This is a genomic window from Desulfovibrio sp. Huiquan2017, assembly GCF_017351175.1.
Classification (GTDB): domain Bacteria; phylum Desulfobacterota; class Desulfovibrionia; order Desulfovibrionales; family Desulfovibrionaceae; genus Pseudodesulfovibrio.
In genome coordinates, this window is record NZ_JAFMPN010000005.1 from 62,036 (window position 1) to 81,042 (window position 19,007).

Consider the following 19,007-nt stretch of genomic DNA (forward strand, 5'->3'; position numbering starts at 1 on the left):
TAAACTAAACACGAGATTTGTATGATCCCACGAATCCAAAGGCTGACAATGGTTTCCGGCGATTGTTTTTTGGAAAATATCACCACCATTTTGCGCTGTTTTTTTGGAAAATATCACCATCTTTTTTGGGGAATATCACCACTGCGCCAAAAAGTGATATAAAAATATAAATATAATCCTTGACTCTTGGATAGTTACCGAGATATTTGTTTAGTTATGTAGGCGACAAGGTCAATCAAAAAGGAAATTCTAAGATGGTTAAAGACAAGCTGAACAGGGTCGCACCGGTGATCAAGCAGCTCCGAGAACTGTCAGACCGACCCCAAAGCCCGGTTGCCTCCGGCGACATCACGCACTTGCGGTATGAAACGACCCGAATGACGTACGAGGTGTCGAGTACAAGTCCACTCCCCAGGCAGTGTGACGTCAAAATCTACTATTACTGCCTCGGTGTCAGGCAGCAGCAAGAGTATGACGGAGGCGACAGAAACCGTGTAGCCATTTCTATCCTCGATATTTTGAAGGGATGCGGCATGTCTAAGTCACGGCAGAACTACGACAACGTTGTCGAAGCGTTGCGGCGATACAACGATTTGCGAATGCGCCTCAAGTACAAAGACGCTTCCGGGATCGCAGAGAACTGGTTCGGCTTGTTTGACGCAAGGATCCGCAACCGAAACGTGGAGTTGATATTTTCCGATTTCTACCTCGAGGCGCTTGAGGCCGATGACGCAAACACCCACTTTCTGGCCCTTGAGCACATTGCAGGGCTGACCGGCCTGGCAATCCAGATTTATTCGATGATGCAGACGCACCTGTTCAGCGCGACAGATAAGGTTCGGCCCTACAAGGAAAAGGCAAGGCTGATCACGCGCAAGCTGTTCGGCGAAGATCGCGGACGTGAAATCCCTGTCAGCTCTGCTCTGACGCACTACGTCAAGCCGGCGCTCGAGCGTATCGAGAGGGAAACTGGCTGGAGAATAAGCGTCAAGAAAGACGGACGCGGCGAGGATTGCGTGTGGACATTCTCGACGGCCGAAGTTCCGAACTCTTTCCGCGTTGCCGGTCTTACAATGGAAGAAGAAGCCAAGCTCCGCGACAACGATGAACAGGTCGCCGAGACAACCGCTACGCAAGCGGCAGCGGCGTCCACGGAACTTCCCGACGCCGTGATCAGGGCAATCCCTGAAAAGTACCGTGCAGACAAAAAGCTCCGCGAGGTTCTAAACGAACTGCTCACAAAGACAGTAGAACGAAACGTCGTCGTCTTGTGCGAGTCGGTAAACACGAGGAAGGTCAAGAATTTTGCAGCTGTCATAATGGGGATGCACAATGCCAGCACACTCCTGGAACAGGCAAAAAAGGTCGGTGCGAACAAGAGCCTCAAGACGTTCGACGAGACACTCGTTAAGCGCCTTGATGCCGCAGCGTACGTGATGGATTGCGGCGAGGACTTCTTCGCAGAGACGTGCAAGGCAAGAGGGGTAACGCCGGAGCAGGTAAGGGAATACGTCGCCAAAAAACAGGCTAACGACGAAGCGTAGCACACAAGAAAGCCCCCGCCAGGGGGATTCTTCTTTCTTCATTTTCATTCATTTTTCATCAGCCATCAATCGTCCCACATCCCGCACCCGATGCCGATTCCGTCATCATCAAACGACAAGCACCCGCACCCACAAATATCGTCATCAATCCCAATCGACGAACACCCGCAGAAGTCGTCGTCAATAGACGAACTCGGCCAGTCGTCATCGCCGAACGCCGAGGGCGAGGACGACATAAAATCGTAATCGGACAACAAAAAATCGGACGAAGAGTCGTAGTGAATATTACAGGGGAGATGGCTGTAAATCGGAGAATAGTAAACGTCGTCATTATTCAGCAAATCCGCGTCATCATCGCAGAACATATCATCCGTCGATGTGATCCCGATCCCATCATCGCCGAACATCGACTGCCACCCTTCCCCATCGTCTTCACCGGCCGACCAGTTCGTCGTCCCGCCGCCGTTCCGTACAAGAGCACCGAACAGCACTGCGGCCCCAAGAATCATGATCACGATTTCCATTTGCTTCCCCTTTTTTCTTTTGCCTGTCCATTCACACAATCGCTCGATTTAGCACCGGAGCCCAGAGATTTTTCATTTCCACATGCTATAACCAGTCCTTTTTATTCTTTTTTCATCTTTTAGTGGCGTGGCGACCGGACCGTTTTTCTCGGGGATGGTGGAGGCTTTTTTGCGGGAATCTAGGTGGAGACAACGAATACGTGAGTATGATGTACGATAAAAAATACCGATCGGCAGAGGATGCGCTGCGGTGGTTGATCGCGGCGCGGGATACGGCTGGTACAGTCGGATCCGTAACTGGAAGAGGTGTAGTTGACGGAGAACTCGGGCTTACGCCTGATGGCGACGTGTTCGGGCCGTCGGCAGAAGACCGGATCCACACGCGGCGCGACTTGGAAATGATCATGGACGACGGGATGGACGGGATGGACCGGATGATGCACAAGATACTCGACGTGTATCTTGATTGCGAGTGCGTCCGGACCTACCCGGAGGACGATAACGGCGAACGGCGGCCGGGGGCGGTCGACTATGTGGTGTACTGGCGGCGGTGTTCACGGCAATACGCGAACAGACTGATCACGCAGATGCTCGATGGCGTTGAAGACAATCTCTGGCGGTACGATATGCTCCGCGAATGCCCGTATCCTGTTCGCGGCGATGTACAGATGCCGGACGTAGACGAGGGCGGCGGCGTTCGGGCAGTGCGCCAGGTCGTCACGGAAGAATATCTCGAAGCGGTCGCCGACTATTACTCCGCGAGGAGCTGGAAGCGGCTGAATCCGGGATAATCTCCCAATATTGACTTTTAAAAACAAATCCAGTTTACTGTTTATATATGATTAATGGGTATTAATTATCACGAACAGAACGTTATTGATCCTAGTCTCTAACAAATACTAAGTGTTCAAAAAAAGAGGAGCTCCCATGAAAAAAGTGATTCTTGTATGTGCAATGATGGTGATGATGTCTTCACTGGCTTTTGCTGGTCAGGCTCAAACCGGTGATATTACGATCGATAGCAACGTCGGCGAGATCAACACCATGGCAACCGGTGACGACTCTTCAGCCACAGCGAACATACACTCGGTCGAAGTTACTAACGGCAAGACCGGCGACATTACGATCAAAGGCAAGGCCAAAAACGTCACTACAAGTGCAACCAAGGGCGGTATCGCCACAACTAACATCGGCAGTGTCAAGGTAGGCGACTAATGATATTTCGCTTTGTGAAACATATCTTGCGAGCAGCGCTCCTTGGAGCGCTGCTTTCTTGTGCATGTTTTGCGGGCGACTTTTCCGACGGAATAGATAGCGGGGACGGCTTTCAGTTTGGGAACGACCTCAAAGGCAAGCCAAATACTAGTTTTCACAAGGCCAAGGCCAGAAGCAGGATGAAAGCCGGAGAGGCGATCACTGGCGATGAAGGCGATGTGAACTATGGTAGTGTGGTTGACAGTGAAGTCCATGGTGATGTCACGATAATAATCGAAGAGGGTGACACCACCATCATTAAATAAAGGTTGCTCAATGCGCTCATTCGGCATTCTTCTGGTTTTGGTTGCGTTGCTATCTGTTGGGGGGTGCAACAACAAGGTTGTTCAGGTTGATTTACCCAAGGAACCGCCGCAGGCACAGGTGTCGGATTACGGTGGTGCGCTGGTCAAGCTGGGGCGGTTGACCAAGCTACTGCGCACCCAGCCGGTTAAGGTACAGACTGTAGGCGTCGTAGACGATACAGGTGTTTCGCAAGCTACCGGTGGCGAAATCCCCTTTGACGTCACTGAAATGATCAAAAGTGCGGTCAATCGTATTGGCGGGAAGGTCACCTTTGTGCCGTACGATCCTGTTTTTCTCAAAAATCAGGCTGCTCTCAAATTTACCTCGCTTCGCAACAAGACCCGACCGGATGTTGTCCTGCATGGCGGCATCACGGAATACGATCGTGCTTTGGAGGTCGTGAACGACAGCGCCGATTTTGGCGGAGATTTTGGTGCGGGGAAAAATTCCCTTGGGATTGATGCCGGAAAAAGCTCTGCTTCATCCACGTCGCGAATCACTCTGGACATCAACATGATGGATTTCGAGACTATGGCGATGGTTCCGCAAGTCCAGGCAGTCAATTCAATCCGAGTCTACAAGGGAATGAATGAAGCTGAACTGGGATTTTCCATAATGGGCGCATCATTTGGCCTGTCTGGATCCGTCAAAAAAATCCAGGGGCATCACGCAGCAATCAGAACACTCATTGATTTGAGTGTCCTGGAGGTGATCGGCAAGTATTTGAACATCCCCTACTGGAAATGCATTGGCCCCGACATCCCGGCGGACCAGCTGGTCCTGGAACGCATCAAAGAAGAGTACAGCCAGGCGAGCGGACAACGCAAAATCCTGATGATCCAAAAGCTGTTGAGTGTATATGGTATCAACCTTTCGCTGACAGGCAAGCTCGACAACAATACCGTCAACGCCCTGTATAGCTATAAGGATGCGTATGGTGTTAAGAGTGATACCCTGAATGCCGATTTCTACGAAAGACTTTTTCTCGACATGCCGGTCTTCACCCGATCCAAGATCAAGCAGCAGATGGCATCTGCAAAACAGGTCAGCATCGCCAATCACCCCCAGATCGCATCTGCGCCCTCCCTCCAGATTCAAGTGCAGGCCATGAAAAAGCGATATCGAAAGGGTGAGGCGGTCCAGATACAGTTCGACGGTAATCAGGATTTTTACGGTAAACTGTTTTATGTAATGGCGGATGGTGGTGTAGCACAACTCCTACCCAATGCTCTGCGAAACGAGAGCCGTTTTCAAGGGGGGAAAAAGTACACCGTTCCCAACAATGATGACAATTTCGCTTTGAACGTCACCCCCCCACTGGGAACGGAGAAAATCATCCTTTTTGCCAGCCCGGAGCCTCTGCCGAACCTTCCCATGAAGGCAACCCCAGACGGCTTGGGGTATTTTGAAATGCCTTTGGCGGAGATTGCCAAAGAGCTGCATGCGAAATCTTCCCAGTTGACGATATCGACATGGACCATTGAAACCCTTCCCTAAGCGAATACACTAAGGAACTTGATATGATAAATAGAATTCTCTCAGTCGTGGCTGTCATCCTTGCCGTCAGCTTTCCTGCCTGGTCTGAAGACTCCGTCAATTTCATGAACAAAATCCCCACCAGCGATGAACTTGTTGAAGCTCTGGCAGAACCCGAAATTGAGAAGACTCCCCGGATTCGCGGTATCCAGCTACGCAAGAAAGGGGCTACGGCGAGCGTTGCCCCTCAGGCTCCCCCAAAAACCGCACGGGTCATCCTTGACATAAAATTCGAGTACGACTCCTACCGCCTGACTGCCAAGGCCAAGAAAACGTTGGATTCTCTGGGAAAAGCCCTGAATTCCGACAAGCTCCAGAACAATAACTTCATACTTGAAGGGCATACGGATGCCACCGGAAACGATGCATACAACATGCAACTTTCAAAACGCCGTGCCGAAGCTGCGTCCCAATATCTCCAAACTGTCTGCAACGTAAATGGCAGCCGCCTCGTCACCAAGGGCCTCGGTGAGAGACGCCCGCTGGACAAAGCTGACCCTGAATCCGGCTCAAACAGGCGGGTAGAGGTGGTAAATGTCGCTGAATAGGAACCCCAAAGCGCCCAACCTGCTCTGTGCATGTGTAATTTGCATCATTGGTTTACTCACCTTTTCTGCAAACTCCCACGCTGCGCCAGAAGACTATATTGAACGATACACGCGGCGTACTGAGTATAAGACCCTTGAGATTGGAGACAAGTTGGTACCCCACCATATGGTTATTCCCAGCTTGCACTACGAGAACAAGTTTGGGGGAACTGTTCAGGACGATTTAAAGAACTACGACGAACGCGTAGAAGCATACTCTAGATCCTTTGCCACCTATGCCCTCAACAATAACGTGAAGTCCGACGTGGACTTTTTGGCCAATGTCAAGACGACGCTCGACAGCGTTGGAGCTGCAACGGACGTCACTGAAAAAATGGTAAATACATTGGGTATTGTTGCCCGAGGGGCTGACCTTGCTACCCAATCAAAGATACTGAACACCCTGAAAGCTACATACCACTTTGAAATTGTAGGAGAAATAGGGGGGCACGCCGAAGTCGTAGGAGACCTTGTCGATATTGCGGACAAAGTCGTTTTGTTTGCCGACGTTATGCTGGAGGCCAAGAAGGCGTCGGATCGATCAAGAGATCAGGAGATCACACAGCTTGAAACCATCCAGCAACGGATGCTGGAATCCGGGGTCTCAGATACTGCAGCTTTGGACGGCATTGAGGCAGCCTTGAAAAAACTTCAAGAAGACAAAGGGTATGCTGATGCCGTCGTCAACGAATTGCAGGAGCGAAAGCATGAACTGGCAGGTGAAATCATGAAGTCAGGCGTGGATGTTAAAATTGGCGCCATGGCTTCAGCCAACATATCCGCTTACATAGTAGGGACAGCTTCCGTCTCGACCCTAGGGGCGGGTTTTCTTATTTCAGGAGCAGCTATGATTGCCAAGGACGGAATAAGTTCATGGGCCGCCGGAGGCCGCTTCAAGGAACTCGAAAAGCAGGCAAGCTGTTTGGCAAATCTTGACCAATACCTCAGGAAGTCCGATCCTACCTGGAGTGCTTCCCTCGATCAATACAAGCTGGCTCACGCGTACCTCAGCATCCAACTTGAGATGGCACAGATACATGAAAACGAAATGGGAAAAATTGAAAAATGGACAGGAAGCTTCGACCCGTCAGTGATTGCTTTGCTGGAGCAGGACCTGTCATTTCTGGCAACTATGATTGCAAGCCTGGAAAGCTCTCTTCCCGTGGAGGGACTGATCGCCCTTCCAGAGGCCTCCCTTCCCGAGAACTACCAACCAACCGATCCTTCGATAGGGAATTCTGGGCTTTACTCCTCTAGCAGTTCTCCAAATCTCGGAGACATCACTATCGATTCCAAAGTCGACGACGTGACCGTCATCAACAAAACCCGGGCTGACCTTGAGGTGAATATCCATTCCATTGAAGCACATGGCAATGCGAAGTCAGGCGATATAACCCTTAAAGGCCGTGGCAACAATATCACCGTCATCAAGAAGTCTCGTCAGAGTGAAGCAGAAGTCAATGTAGGATCTGTAGTAGTGGGTGACTAGCTTGACGTTCTTCAAGCAGATCAGGGGCGGGCTTATGCAGGCTTTCTGTTTCTGGCTGGTTGCGTCAGCCGTTCTGCTTCTTCCAAGTCCTTCTATCGCAGAGTCAATTCTGGATATTCTTCCCGGCATGCCTATGCCTGCGCTGAATGAACTGCGCAGCGCAACATGCGTAGAGATCAGGACCTATTCCGCAGACAAGTTCCCGCAGGTGCCAGGGCCGGAAACCACAGTGACCGTGTTTCGCTGCGCAGAAAGGCAGTTAGCCTTGTTTCAATTCATCAACTTGAACGTCTATGCGGTTGCCTCCAAAGACAGAAATGGCATGATAGAGTCGTGCGTCGATGAGGACTCCCTAGGACTTTGCACACGCTTGGTCCAGGAAGATGAGGAGTTTGAGGTCGATTTCGCTGCGTACGACGTTTCTACACAGCCTTTTGAAGCGTATGACATCAATATTCTCAAGACACCTCAGCCGGAAGGCATGACCATACACAAGGCGCCAACGGATTTCTCGGGAGAGCCGCAATGAGGATCGTTTCCCTGACGCTTTTCACGCTCCTTCTTTCATCATCCATGGGACTCTGCGCCAGTATCAATAATTCCGATTTTGCCGAAAATGATGAGACCGCGGCGGTCGAGAACTCCGGTGTATTGGCCCAAGACAGAGCTCCAGAAATGCATAAGATATCAAAAGAAGCATTCATCGCCAAAAAACATGGGCGGGACGTTATCATCAAACAGACATCCACGAATGTTTTTCAGCATTCCGGTGGGAGAGGCGGCGACGCCCAGAATAACATCGGAAAGATGAAACGCTAACGCTTGATTTTGTCAGCCTAAACACGGGAAATTGTTTTCCCGGAGCGGAATCATTATTTCGGAATGCGAAGCCGAATTCGAGAATGCGGCATTTTCCCTGACACAAATAAAATCACGACCGAGTTCAACCGAACTATTCCTATAACCGACCTACTGACGGTGCCGTGCGTAAGCCAGTGTTGCCAGCCTTGCACACTTCAGGACTCTGGCTGGAGCCGCTCGTCCTTACGGGGTGCACTGTCGTGCTCCCCGTAAGGACGAGCTTGTCTCGCAGAGCGTTACTCGGCGTTGGTCAGCACAAAGTCATTGCCTCTGTGGTAGAATGTAGGCTGCTGCTCCATCCCCCATACTTTCGAACTGAGAGCAGGAACCCCCTTGGTTACGTACTCGCCAACCTCCACGAGGCTTACCTGCTTGTCTGACGCGATATTATCGGCTTTGCCCTTTAATCCGTCGACCAGGACATATGTAAATAGACCATGTCCTTTGTACCCTTCCAAGGCGTTGCCCTGCGAAGAGGCAGCAGTCAGTACAGCGCGCCCGGTCGCTCTGTTCAATCGTCCCGTCGCCGCCTTCATTGCGAACTCAAAATCCTTGCCAACAAATGCCCCGGATTGACAGGTATCGAGGATTATGAGGCTTTCGCGAGCAGGGACGCTGAGTAGTGCCTGATTCAGCAGTTCCTGATTGAGCGCTTGTTGAAGAATGGATTGTTCACTTACGGTTTCCAATTCGCTTGGCAGGAAATGATATTTGCTGTTCAATGTCAGCCCATGGCCGCTAAGATAGAGGACAAAGCAATCCTCGGGTTTCGCCTTCTTTCCTATGGATTCAATAGCGTTGATGATACTGCTGCGTGTCGCCTTTCTGTTTTCGACGTTTTCGACAAACACATTGGTAAAGCTTTCATGAGCGCCTTTTCTGAGGGCGCTAGAAAGATAGCGGGCATCGTTGACGGCATTTTGCAAGGTGAGTTCTTTTGCAAGGTATGCATCGACGCCCACGGCCAGAATATACAGGTTTCGTTTTTGGACATACACGTTGTTTTTGAGGGTGGCAGTGGCGGTGACGGATTCAATACCGCTTTCAATCGAAAAGCTGCGAACTTCGACAGTATTTCGCCCAGGGCTGGCAACAAAAGCCCGCTCCAGAGCGTACTGTGCGCCAATCCGCGCCGCAGAGGAAGGCGAGCCGTCTTCCGCAACCTTGGTGCCGTTGATGTAATATGAAATCGGACCGATCCCGCCGCCCTTGTCAGTGGCAGTAACGCGAGCCTGAATTATTCCATCTTCAATCGTACATGCAATAGCAATCTTGGGCGGGGCACCTTTATCAATGAGGTTTATGATGGAGCCGGACTCCTTCTTGGCCTGGGCGATGAGGTTCTCATAGGTGCCCATGAGACGATATTGCACGAGATCTGGGCGATAGAAGGTGTCATAAAAGCGGTCTATGCTGTAAAATTTCGCTTGTTTGCCCGCACCTTGATTTACATGGAAGCCGACGAGGGACTCGCCTCCCGGCGAATGGTCGAAGAAGCCTTCTGGCGTCCACATAATCCAGCGTTTTTTATCAGGATGGATGAAGCAGCTCAAGATGAGGGAGCCTGTTTTCGCATTGTTGAATCGTATACACCCATCAGGATATACCGTTACAATTTTGTTGCCGTTGTCTATTGGAACGATGCTCAATACCTGGCTTAAGGTGAAGTCAATCCATCTGAGTTTGGCTTCGGGAGTATAGCAGATTATCATCATGTGCGTTCCAACGACGGTATCGCCGTTTGGAAGATGGCTGTAACTGGTAACGTATGAGTTAAAGGGAATCCTGACACGTTTTCCATTGATAATGGGAGAACGGGTTTTCTTCATTTCCACTTTCAACGATGCAGTGGCATGTGATGTATCAGGCTTGTTGCTCAGATTGGGATTTGGCCCGGTTGAAACAAGGCGCCTCTCCAAATCGACGATGACGCCTTGACCATTGTCAGTAGGCAGGAAGACAGTCCGTCCATCCGATGAAGTAGAAAGCTCCAGCCTATTCACTTCCCCTTCAACATAAGTAATCAACGACGGCAGTACCCGATGGTATCGAATTTTATCATCGTCAAGGAAATAGAAGCCGTTTGGCGTTATCACGAGATGGCCGCCTTCAATGTAGAATGCTTCCTCAAAGGCTTTATCGGTTACGTTGATTTCTTCAGGGATATAGTTATTTTTCGGACTCATGGCGTAGATCTTGTCATACCTCAATCCGTACAACACCGGACCATCAAGCTTTTGACTCCAAGACAAACTTTCCCGCTTATATTTTGATTCAATGTGGATTTTTGTTTTTCTCCCAGTCATTATATCGACGACATGTATATCATTGTCGAAGGTTGTATACGCTGCCTTTGCACCATCGGAAGAGATGGTGGCGTCATACATTTTTCCTTTTTTAAGATTCTCCTTGAAAATTGTACCGAATCTGTTGTCCAGCACAGTGTATCCGGTCTTGTAAAAAACAAGCATGGAGTTGTTGTCAGCAAAGTGAATACCGTTGATGCTGTCGGGCATAATAACGCGTTTCTCAATCCTCAGCGTCTTCCTATTGACAATGACCAAAGTTCTGGATGCACCCACCACAAGGTGTTCACCTGACGGCGAAAATGCGGTTGCCGATATTGTGAATCCATGGGAGCTAAAAATCCCCGGCACTACGACTGAACCGACCATGTCACCGGTTTCAGCGGAGAAAACATATACAAAAAAGTTGCTGCCAATTGGGCCCATGTGCGGTGCGGCAACCATCTTGCCATCATCAGAGACGGAGGCACCTGCCATTAACCCGACAAGGCCCGCATTCATTTCCACCCTTATGGTGGATAACAAACGTCCAGTTGAGGCATTCCAAACCTTACATGTTTTATCTATCGAGCAGGAGACAAGGTATTTTTTATTGTTGCTGATGGCCGCACTATTAAGCAAACCGTTGTGCATCTCAGTATTCAACTTCATGAAAAGCGGGGTTGAAGATTTCCCGCTAATGATAGCACTGAGATCAAAAGACCCGGCTAAAGCCGTAATGGGCAATGATATTGTAACGACTATGAGTATAAAAAGAAAAACCAACCGACAATTATCTGTTCTAGTTGCCAAAATAGACCTTCCTGTGCTACATGGTTACGGTTGTAATTTAGATCACTCTACTTATTTACTGTCAAGGAGCTCTCCATGGTGCGCGTATTCAAACTGGCCATTTTGGTGGTAACCATTACCCTGCTGACTGGGTGTGTCTCACGATATTCGACCAGCCGTTATGGAAACAAAGTCGTTTTAAATGACAATGAATCAAAGGAGTCCGTAGTAACCCAAGTCGCGAATGCTCGCTTTGTGGGGCAGGCCGATCAGATAGTTTATGGCATGCGCATGAAAACATATGTGTATGAACTGGGAAAAGATTGGATAGTCATAGGCACAGTCGACAAGGATGATTACCTCAGGTCTTCCATGCATCGAATGAGTCAGGACCCTGAGTTGGTGGAAGTTTTGGGGATCGAACAGTCTGACCTGAGTGTCAGGAATCTTCCCTCCATAGATAGATTGAAAGGTGGAGGCTGCGCCCTTGGCCTCAGCAGTATATCCACCTTGAATGATAAAGTCCTTTTAGCTATTTACGTAGATAATACCTTGCTCAATCTGCAGATGTGTAAAGAGGTTGAGGATATCGAAGGTTTTTACGCACTGTATCCTGATATGGCTGAGCAGTTTGTCGCAAAGGCGTCTGAGGCAATCAAGATTACCCAATAAGCCGATCCAATTTCCAAAACGGTTGATATTCTGCCGGACTTGACTTGTTGAAATTGATTAATTGATTTACGATAATGGTTTGCACCATTGACGGTGCAAACCCTTTATGTTGTTCAGCTTGTCAACACCCAAAAAAACAGTCTGGCTCAACACGCAACATTTTGAAATATTTCATGTTAATTGACCTCCGTTCGTTCCCAATAATGGACATGTGTTGATCGGGGATCCATCTGATAGGGTGCCGTCCGGTCCTCTCCCCCCCCTCCTGCTAGGCATCCGCAGTCAAAATGAGCAGTTGGTACTGGATCATCCGGGCCTGCTCCTGCAGCTCCTCAGTGGAGACCACCCCCGGCCCCGGGTTGGTGAAGCTCTCGTCATAATTTCCAATGAATCTGTGCCCCTCGAGCAGACCGTATTTTGCAGACAGTATCCGGTACGTGTCTCCAAAACATTTAGCGAAAGCCAAACCCGCCTTGAAGAGACGAGACACATACGCGGCCTGGGCCTGTACAACCACGGCACCGCCCTTGAGCTCCAGGGTCATCCCCAACTGCAGCTTGGCCAGCATGTGCGGGCTATCAAAGATCTTGCTCTTGTCGCACGGCACAATGACGAAGATCGGCACCGAGGCGGGCTTGTAGGACTCCCCCCGGATGCGGGCCAGCTTGCGCCGAAGAGTCTCAATCTGCCCGAACCTGGCCGCGAGCTCTTCGACTTCCCCCCGACGCTCAAGACTCCGCTCCCATTTACGAGAGTTTACGGCAAAACCGCCCCCCACCGTAACCCAAGGGAAGGACCTGATCCGCTTATGAGCTCCCATCTTCGCAGCCATCTCAAGCCTCTGGATGGCCTGTTCCTGAGGAGTCGCACCACACTCTAGGAAAGCCACGGCTCCACCCTCGCGATTTGTACCTGCAACCCGTCCGTTTGAGCACGAATGAGAATGTTATGCACCTCAAGGTTGGTGCCGTCCCATAGTGCTACGACAGCTTCGATCTTTCTTCGAGTGAGAACGCCCTGCAAATATTCGCAGACATCCTCTTCTTTCTGACAGTCCACAGGCACGCCGCGAAACGGCAGGCTGAACTGGCGGGCGAGCTTCTGTCCCACGAGGGAGTCACAGCCCGGCCCGGCGAAAACAGCCGTCACGGAAAAGGAGGCTTTGCGCACGGCCTTGAGAAAAAGGCCAATCCCGCAGTACGCAAGGCGTAGGCGAATTTCATCTTGTTGAACTTGAACATCTTTTCTTCTCCAGAAGAACGACCTTGGCCGCAAGCCTAAGCTGATCAGTGACAACTCTGTTCCCCGCGGACAATTTCTATTCCCGGTGATTACCCACATCTGCCAAGGCTTTTGGCTAAAGTGCGAGTTTCGCGTCAGGCTTGGAGAGATTGCGAGTTGAGACGAAAAGGAGTTGACAGTAACAGAAGGGTCATGGTCATAATAAGGGCGAACGGGAGGTTCTGTGAACCAGGGCCGCATACCCCGTTACGGGACAAACGAAAGGAACGTGTCTCAGCACGTTCACCCCAGACAAGCTCAAGGGAAGAGGTCGGCTGCAACCGGCCTCTTCCTTTTTTGATCCCTAACTATTTGAGAAGGTGATCAAGAAGGGCTTTGATGGCTTCCAGTGCAGAAGGCCAATCAATGTCGCGCAAGCAGTCCATGAGGACCTCCTGCACGAACAGCTCAATGAACGTCTTCATAGGCATACCTCGTTAACCACAACCCGTTTGGCCAGGGGTAGAGGCAGCCCTGGGAGGGGACAAATCCCCACTGCCCAGAACCATATCTAAAACTAACGGTGACTTCCAGAAGGAAAAATCAAAGGTTTTTTGATCGGTTATGAGCAGTGAGAAAATTACGCGGAGAAAGCCATTGGCGTTTTCTCTTTAGAATGCACAATGCCAAAATCTCTCTCCTTTGAAAAAAAGGAGAGAGATTTTTTTGATGTTTTCCGTTTTGCCCCCTTCCCCCTTTCTGAATAGGCATGGTAAAATTACGTTGTGGGGAGTCCATTCCCTTTTCAACTTCAACCTGAAGAGCAAAACAATGATTGAGGAGTCTGGGCAAAAGCAGTCCGACATTAAGGAGATTGGCGGGGTTATCTTCCAGCTTCAAGAAGGTATGTACGTGGCCGGCGGCACGGAGGATGCCGAATGTGTGATCTATGGCGACACCAGCCCCGAGGGCCAGGCCGGTCTGGAACTCTTCAAATTGTGGTGCGGCGAAAACAACGTTTACTACTACGGATGGCCTCATGAGAAATTCTTGGAGTCCGAAGCTATCGAACAAGCTCAGATCGGCGGCTACAGCGACCTTTTCTGGGAAGATTTGTCATAGGGGGGACGTGGCGTGTCTGAAAAGGAAAGTCTGCTGCGGATTGCTCGAAATCAGATCCGTACCATCAACGAAATGCGGGCCAGAGTGGGTATGAAACCATTGGGAGATGTTCATGAGGCCCCCCGGTGGATACTTCAGTTGTAGTGGTTCATACTTGATCTGACAGTCTGCCCTTTTGACGGAGCCTGAATTGTCAGATTAGTTGAGCTTTGAAACGTGTTCCGTCCAGAGCTGCTTTCCGTCAATCATAGTTTCCATGGACGTTCGTCCGCAACACATGTTCCCCTGATGCGTCCGTTCCGAGTTGTATTCGCCAATCCATGCGTCAAGATCAGCCTGCAAAGAGCCCAATGAAGTGTAAAGGGTTCGCCGAAATGCGACCTGATAAAACTCATTGAGGATGGTCTTGTGAAAGCGCTCGCAGATGCCGTTGGTTTGCGGATGCCTGGCCTTCGTTTTCGTATGCTCGACGCCGCACACACCGAGAAAAAGCTCATAGTCGTGCTTCTCCACACTGCCACAGTATTCCGTGCCTCTATCCGTCAATATCCGCAGGATGCCCATGCCTTGCTCCTCGAAAAACGGCAGAACCTTGTCATTGAGCATGTCCGCGGCAGTAATCGGAGTCTTGGTCGTGTACAGTTTGGCCGCTGCCCATTTTGAATACGTGTCGACGAAGGTTTGCTGGTAAATGCGGCCAACGCCTTTGATCGTGCCGACGTAGAACGTGTCCTGGCTTCCAAGATATCCAGGATGTGCCGTCTCGATCTCGCCGTGGGCAAGATCGTCGTCCTTCTTTTTCTCAAGCGCCTGCACCTGGGCTTCGGTCAGAATCATTCCCGATTCTGCGGAGAGCTTTTCCAATGCTCGCAAACGCAGCTTGAAGTTGTGCAAATCGTGCCGAAGCCAGATCGACCGCACGCCGGAAGGCGAAACAAACGTCCCGAGCTTGCCGAGTTCGTTGGTGGCTCTGGTTTGTCCGTAAGCGGGAAAGTCGGTGGCATAGGCAACGACGGCATCTTCGATGGCCGGATCGACTCTATTTTTCAGATTCGGCTTGCGCCGGTTCTTGTCAAGCAGAGCTTCAACACCGCCGTCTTCCTTGGCGGCCTGATATCGATAAAAGGTGTCCCGAGAAGAGCCCATCAGCTTGCAGGCTTCGAGACGTTGCCGAGTTCTTCCGCCAGATTGAGCAGGCCGACCTTGTGTTTTATGACGTTGTGATTGAAACTGGACATGAGGTTCTCCTTGAGCACAGGGCTCGGTTTGATGGTGTTCAACATTTCCATCAAAAGGGAGAACCTCTCGTTTTTCAAGAGGAACTGTCAGATCAAATCGAAACTACTTCACTTCAGTTTCGTTATCGAGTGTTTGACCACCAAACCGTCTGCACGGAAGCGGGCAGTCTGGGTGAAATTGTCAGTTGGCTCAAAGGTGTTGCTTTCGCAATGCGCCTTTCTTTGAAATGTCATCAGGAACTTTTGCAAAAGGAGGCGGCTTAGGTGATCAAGTCGGCCGTGGGTTTCTTGCTTATCTGCGGCCGCTTTTTTCATGGGTTGCCTGAGGTGATGACAACTCTTTAATTTCCTTTATGAGGCCCCTATCTGACAAATCTCTTAAAAGATCCTTGTTTTTAGCGATGTAAAAAATGGCCGTTTTTGATCAAAATAGGCCATTTTTGCGTTTTTGAATCGTTTTCGCGTTTTGCGATCGAAACGCGGATTTCGGTCTATTTTGATTAAAAAACGCCATTCCATACCCACTTTCCCCCACCCGGAACCGCATCGAGTAAAGGGGGGCGGCAATTTCCTTCCATTTTTTTTTGCTGATCCGATGCTCTTTTTTGCCGGAGCTGCGGTCCTTCGGCGAATGAGTAGGTAGGACCGCAAAAAAAAACGCGGCCAAGGAGAATCAAATGGCAAAGATCAGAAATGGCGGGATGGTTGTTGGCAAGGATGGGAAAAGCTGACCAGGTGCTACATCTGCGGTCAGCCGTACAGGGATTTGAACAAGCTCGACACGAAGACAGATGGCAAGGCCGGGGCCGAGATCGTCGAGGTGTGCGACAAGTGCGCTGTTCAGCTCCGACGGAACGCGAAGCGTAACGGCAAGGGAGGGAAGTAGGCATGGCTATGCTCCCACCCGAGAGGCGTTGGAAGTGGCCATACGCAATGGCCGACGAGATTGTGGCAACGGCCGCCGTCCGGAGGTTCCATGGGGCTTCTTGACAGCCTCCTCACGATTCTCCGGCCATCCAATGTACAACCCAACCAAACACACGCCGCAATGCCACCAAGACGCGATGACCGGATGCTCCTCCGCGCCTTGGCGGCGTTCGCCGGTCGCCGCAACCAGGATCCACCGATGTTCGACTGCAAGGCCGAACACCGTGGCGAACGGCGGTGACACGACGCCCCATTTCTGCTGTTTCCCCCACGCTTCCCAATGGACATGGGAATACGACTATAGATGAAGGGGGCAGAGATCCTTGGCCCACCGCAGATGATCCTTTTTTCTTCTCGTTACGGCTGTTTCCCCCACTCCCTCTATGCCAGGGAGGACAAGAGACAAGAGTGAAGGGGGCAAAATTTCCTTTTTGATCCTTTTTCCTCGGAATCGCCTTCGCGGCGCTGATCCTTATTTCCTTATCCCGGAGACGGAGTGGACAGCCAACGCAACTCCGAGCACAGTCTCGTACATGAGAAGAAAGGCACCGACACATATCAACAGCACTGTCCCCGGTCTCGTAAACGAATTTCCCAACCACGAACCTGAAACTGCCGCCGCTTGCGTCATCGGCAACCTCCATGGCGGTCAGCTGATAACCGTGACCAGTCGGCCGAGCGTCGGCAAAACGAACCTAGCGGCGCATGTCGTAGCGAGGGTGTCTGCACTGACGCCAACACCGGTCTCGTCCGCAGTGTTTTCATTAGAGGAGGCGACCGACATGTTCGCTATGCGTATCTTGTCTGCCGTCTTCTGCGGCAACCTGCACCAAGCCGCAACTCTGCTGTCACAAGCCCCAATCGTGATCGATGACACACCGGGTATATCCGAGCTAAAGCTGACTGACCGATGCAGAGACTTGGCGCCACTTGGACTCGTCGTCATCGACTACCTCCAGCTCCTGCAGTCAGGACTTGAGCATGGAAGCCCGGAAGACGAGATCAATCGCGTGGTTCCAGGCTTGAAAAAACTAGCAGAGGATCTGGATGCACCGGTCATTATTCTGTTCCAACTTCCACGACATGTTGATGAGCGCCCGGATCGCCGCCCAGAACTGTCGGATCTGAATCAAGCCTTGGCTGACGCAAGCGACATGGTCATCCTGCTGACTCCTGGCCATGATCACCACTCCACCCGCATCATCGCCAAATCCTAGCCATTGCCCCGCTGCCCGCAGGGCTTTCTCCTTTTCCTCCTCTTCAATCCTTTTTCAACAGCGAGAAATCTCTCAACTTTTTTCATTTCATTCGCCAAACAGCTTGACTTCCGCTATCGAAATGTGAAATATTCACACCATGGACGGCGGCAATAGCCGCAAAACGAAGGAGATCGAAAATGGAAGAAGTCAGACACAGATACGGATGCGAACGGAAGTACCGGCTCTACGGCCCTGCACACTCTGTCAGGCGCCAGATCGAACACCGCGCGGCCATGCCTTGCCCGAAGTGTCGCAAGGCCGCCGAAGAAGCCCTGTTCGTCGCACGGTGCGAAGAGGCCGCCCTGGCTAACGCCGAGATGGGGCTGCCAGAGCTGACCGGCACCGCCGCACAAGTCGCATACGCCGAAACAATCCGCCGTGATGGAGTTCGCGACGCTCTTCGAATGGTCAACGCAGACAAGGAACAGGACGTTATCGACACCCTGTCCAAGGCTACCGCCGCAAAGTGGTGGCTGGACAACAGGGAGTTGCGGTTTGGTGCCTGGACAGCCAAGGCCAAGGCTGACTTCGGGGCATAAACAAGATACAAATTTCGGAGGAGAATGAAAATGGCAACAGTATCGCTTGAAAAAAACTGGACACGCGTCAACCTGACGCTCTGCGCCGAGACAAGGGACCGGCTTGAGAAGTGGAAGCAGAACGGCATCTCGTTGCCGACGGCATTGGCGACATGCACCAGGCTCGTTTTCGCAGACGGAATGTCTCCACTTCACACGCCCAGGGGCGACGTCGAGCGGGTCACGTTCCAACTCCCGACGCACATCCTGGCCATCATCGACCTCCTGGCCGAGCGGTGGCAGGTCAGCAGGTCCGAGGCCGCTGATCGAATACTGCAGATCGGAGCTGAGGCAGTCGAAACCGAGGCCAACACGAAGGTGTCGGTCATCATGCCGTTTGAAAAAGAGGAGGTCTAACGTGGGAATCGCTCGCATCAACTTGGCCGCCTGGGTGGCCATGGCCATCGGCCTCGTGTCAGTGTTCCTGATCAGATTCGCGGCACCGTCCGACGCGTCGATCTGGTACGCCATGACCCCGACCCTGCTGACCTTGCCGGCGTACATATGGGCCGTCCTCGGTCATTGGGATTGTCCAAGGCACACGCCAATGACCCTCGCCGGGATCGGCATCTCCGGCACGGCCATGGCCGCATTCACGGCCTTGTCGGCCGTCGATTCTGGCGACGCCATCCCGGTCTTGCTCGGCACGTGCATGTGCATCTCGGCCAGGATCTTGACCTCCTTCATGATCAAGTCCCCGATGTTGACCACCGACATTTCACGCCTCAAGTAGCCCGTCCAACACAACCTTCTTCAGCCACCCCGCCAACACCCGCCAAGGCCCCTTCCAGGGGCTTTACTCCTCGCTCTGT

General features: G+C 51.4%; 19 protein-coding genes and 1 pseudogene. 14 read left to right on the top strand and 6 right to left on the bottom strand.

The genetic code is table 11. From position 1 onward, the window contains the following. The first annotated feature begins 254 nt into the window (after positions 1 to 254). Positions 255 to 1,544 carry a hypothetical protein gene (locus J0909_RS05255; RefSeq protein ID WP_207261064.1) on the top strand — a complete coding sequence of 430 codons (1,290 nt, stop codon included), beginning with the start codon at positions 255 to 257 and terminating at the stop codon, positions 1,542 to 1,544. 65 nt (positions 1,545 to 1,609) lie between these two features. Here J0909_RS05255 and J0909_RS05260 read toward each other — a convergent pair whose 3' ends face one another. Beyond that, the gene (locus tag J0909_RS05260; protein WP_207261065.1) at positions 1,610 to 2,068 is read right to left on the bottom strand and encodes a hypothetical protein; all 459 of its coding nucleotides are present in this window, start codon (positions 2,066 to 2,068) and stop codon (positions 1,610 to 1,612) included. 206 nt (positions 2,069 to 2,274) lie between these two features. Between J0909_RS05260 and J0909_RS05265 the strand changes: the two genes are divergently transcribed. Next, on the top strand, positions 2,275 to 2,859 hold the full coding sequence (locus J0909_RS05265; RefSeq protein WP_207261066.1) for a hypothetical protein: 585 nt from the start codon (positions 2,275 to 2,277) through the stop codon (positions 2,857 to 2,859). 136 nt (positions 2,860 to 2,995) lie between these two features. Continuing rightward, positions 2,996 to 3,283, top strand: coding sequence for a hypothetical protein (locus J0909_RS05270; protein ID WP_207261067.1), 288 nt, complete (start codon positions 2,996 to 2,998; stop codon positions 3,281 to 3,283). Here J0909_RS05270 and J0909_RS05275 read toward each other — a convergent pair. Beyond that, entirely contained in the window at positions 3,280 to 3,615 is a 336-nt protein-coding gene (locus J0909_RS05275; protein WP_207261068.1) for a hypothetical protein, read from the bottom strand. The genes J0909_RS05270 and J0909_RS05275 overlap by 4 nt on opposite strands. Here J0909_RS05275 and J0909_RS05280 point away from each other — a divergent pair. From J0909_RS05280 to J0909_RS05300, 5 genes are read left to right on the top strand one after another with little or no spacing between them, the layout of a single operon-like run. Continuing rightward, a complete protein-coding gene (locus tag J0909_RS05280; protein WP_207261070.1) occupies positions 3,599 to 5,125 on the top strand; it encodes a DUF4384 domain-containing protein in 1,527 nt (508 codons plus the stop codon). The two genes, J0909_RS05275 and J0909_RS05280, sit on opposite strands and share 17 nt — an antisense overlap. A gap of 23 nt (positions 5,126 to 5,148) precedes the next feature. Next, positions 5,149 to 5,712 (top strand): OmpA family protein, encoded by a 564-nt coding sequence (locus tag J0909_RS05285; RefSeq protein ID WP_207261072.1) that lies wholly within the window; start codon positions 5,149 to 5,151, stop codon positions 5,710 to 5,712. Beyond that, on the top strand, positions 5,699 to 7,240 hold the full coding sequence (locus J0909_RS05290) for a hypothetical protein (protein WP_207261074.1): 1,542 nt from the start codon (positions 5,699 to 5,701) through the stop codon (positions 7,238 to 7,240). Before J0909_RS05285 ends, J0909_RS05290 begins: the two co-directional genes overlap by 14 nt. A gap of 1 nt (position 7,241) precedes the next feature. Beyond that, positions 7,242 to 7,769: a hypothetical protein gene (locus J0909_RS05295; RefSeq protein WP_207261076.1), complete on the top strand. Its 528-nt coding sequence runs from the start codon at positions 7,242 to 7,244 to the stop codon at positions 7,767 to 7,769. Then, positions 7,766 to 8,059, top strand: a complete 294-nt coding sequence (locus J0909_RS05300) for a hypothetical protein (protein ID WP_207261078.1) — start codon at positions 7,766 to 7,768, stop codon at positions 8,057 to 8,059. Before J0909_RS05295 ends, J0909_RS05300 begins: the two co-directional genes overlap by 4 nt. A gap of 278 nt (positions 8,060 to 8,337) precedes the next feature. Here J0909_RS05300 and J0909_RS05305 read toward each other — a convergent pair whose 3' ends face one another. After that, the gene (locus tag J0909_RS05305; protein ID WP_207261080.1) at positions 8,338 to 11,199 is read right to left on the bottom strand and encodes a caspase family protein; all 2,862 of its coding nucleotides are present in this window, start codon (positions 11,197 to 11,199) and stop codon (positions 8,338 to 8,340) included. 75 nt (positions 11,200 to 11,274) lie between these two features. Here J0909_RS05305 and J0909_RS05310 point away from each other — a divergent pair, with 75 nt between their 5' ends. After that, positions 11,275 to 11,850 carry a hypothetical protein gene (locus tag J0909_RS05310; protein WP_207261082.1) on the top strand — a complete coding sequence of 192 codons (576 nt, stop codon included), beginning with the start codon at positions 11,275 to 11,277 and terminating at the stop codon, positions 11,848 to 11,850. A 268-nt stretch (positions 11,851 to 12,118) separates the two neighbouring features. On the opposite strand, the gene J0909_RS05315 is transcribed toward J0909_RS05310, so the two are convergent. Beyond that, the gene (locus J0909_RS05315) at positions 12,119 to 12,682 is read right to left on the bottom strand and encodes a DUF6884 domain-containing protein (RefSeq protein ID WP_207261084.1); all 564 of its coding nucleotides are present in this window, start codon (positions 12,680 to 12,682) and stop codon (positions 12,119 to 12,121) included. A 44-nt stretch (positions 12,683 to 12,726) separates the two neighbouring features. After that, entirely contained in the window at positions 12,727 to 13,146 is a 420-nt protein-coding gene (locus J0909_RS05320) for a hypothetical protein (RefSeq protein ID WP_207261086.1), read from the bottom strand. A gap of 654 nt (positions 13,147 to 13,800) precedes the next feature. On the opposite strand from J0909_RS05320, the gene J0909_RS05325 reads away from it, so the two are divergent. Then, entirely contained in the window at positions 13,801 to 14,193 is a 393-nt protein-coding gene (locus J0909_RS05325) for a hypothetical protein (protein WP_207261088.1), read from the top strand. Between the two features lie 198 nt (positions 14,194 to 14,391). Here J0909_RS05325 and J0909_RS05330 read toward each other — a convergent pair. Then, positions 14,392 to 15,431 (bottom strand): annotated as a pseudogene (locus J0909_RS05330) (IS481 family transposase). A 1,460-nt stretch (positions 15,432 to 16,891) separates the two neighbouring features. Between J0909_RS05330 and J0909_RS05335 the strand changes: the two are divergent. The 4 genes from J0909_RS05335 (at position 16,892) to J0909_RS05350 (ending at position 18,928) form a co-directional block, all read left to right on the top strand. After that, positions 16,892 to 17,575, top strand: coding sequence for a DnaB-like helicase C-terminal domain-containing protein (locus tag J0909_RS05335; protein WP_207261092.1), 684 nt, complete (start codon positions 16,892 to 16,894; stop codon positions 17,573 to 17,575). Positions 17,576 to 17,754: 179 nt separating this feature from the next. Continuing rightward, positions 17,755 to 18,156 (top strand): hypothetical protein, encoded by a 402-nt coding sequence (locus J0909_RS05340; protein ID WP_207261093.1) that lies wholly within the window; start codon positions 17,755 to 17,757, stop codon positions 18,154 to 18,156. A gap of 30 nt (positions 18,157 to 18,186) precedes the next feature. Continuing rightward, on the top strand, positions 18,187 to 18,552 hold the full coding sequence (locus J0909_RS05345) for a hypothetical protein (protein WP_207261094.1): 366 nt from the start codon (positions 18,187 to 18,189) through the stop codon (positions 18,550 to 18,552). A gap of 1 nt (position 18,553) precedes the next feature. Further along, a complete protein-coding gene (locus J0909_RS05350) occupies positions 18,554 to 18,928 on the top strand; it encodes a hypothetical protein (RefSeq protein ID WP_207261095.1) in 375 nt (124 codons plus the stop codon). Positions 18,929 to 19,007 lie beyond the last annotated feature (79 nt).

What these genes read in the sequence shown, in the direction of transcription:
- J0909_RS05255 (WP_207261064.1), top strand. Translation starts at nt 255, where the DNA reads ATGGTTAAAGACAAGCTGAACAGGGTCGCACCGGTGATCAAGCAGCTC.
- J0909_RS05260 (WP_207261065.1), bottom strand. Translation starts at nt 2,068, where the DNA reads ATGGAAATCGTGATCATGATTCTTGGGGCCGCAGTGCTGTTCGGTGCT.
- J0909_RS05265 (WP_207261066.1), top strand. Translation starts at nt 2,275, where the DNA reads ATGATGTACGATAAAAAATACCGATCGGCAGAGGATGCGCTGCGGTGG.
- J0909_RS05270 (WP_207261067.1), top strand. Translation starts at nt 2,996, where the DNA reads ATGAAAAAAGTGATTCTTGTATGTGCAATGATGGTGATGATGTCTTCA.
- J0909_RS05280 (WP_207261070.1), top strand. Translation starts at nt 3,599, where the DNA reads ATGCGCTCATTCGGCATTCTTCTGGTTTTGGTTGCGTTGCTATCTGTT.
- J0909_RS05275 (WP_207261068.1), bottom strand. Translation starts at nt 3,615, where the DNA reads ATGCCGAATGAGCGCATTGAGCAACCTTTATTTAATGATGGTGGTGTC.
- J0909_RS05285 (WP_207261072.1), top strand. Translation starts at nt 5,149, where the DNA reads ATGATAAATAGAATTCTCTCAGTCGTGGCTGTCATCCTTGCCGTCAGC.
- J0909_RS05290 (WP_207261074.1), top strand. Translation starts at nt 5,699, where the DNA reads ATGTCGCTGAATAGGAACCCCAAAGCGCCCAACCTGCTCTGTGCATGT.
- J0909_RS05300 (WP_207261078.1), top strand. Translation starts at nt 7,766, where the DNA reads ATGAGGATCGTTTCCCTGACGCTTTTCACGCTCCTTCTTTCATCATCC.
- J0909_RS05310 (WP_207261082.1), top strand. Translation starts at nt 11,275, where the DNA reads ATGGTGCGCGTATTCAAACTGGCCATTTTGGTGGTAACCATTACCCTG.
- J0909_RS05315 (WP_207261084.1), bottom strand. Translation starts at nt 12,682, where the DNA reads ATGGCTGCGAAGATGGGAGCTCATAAGCGGATCAGGTCCTTCCCTTGG.
- J0909_RS05325 (WP_207261088.1), top strand. Translation starts at nt 13,801, where the DNA reads ATGTTTTCCGTTTTGCCCCCTTCCCCCTTTCTGAATAGGCATGGTAAA.
- J0909_RS05335 (WP_207261092.1), top strand. Translation starts at nt 16,892, where the DNA reads ATGAGAAGAAAGGCACCGACACATATCAACAGCACTGTCCCCGGTCTC.
- J0909_RS05340 (WP_207261093.1), top strand. Translation starts at nt 17,755, where the DNA reads ATGGAAGAAGTCAGACACAGATACGGATGCGAACGGAAGTACCGGCTC.
- J0909_RS05345 (WP_207261094.1), top strand. Translation starts at nt 18,187, where the DNA reads ATGGCAACAGTATCGCTTGAAAAAAACTGGACACGCGTCAACCTGACG.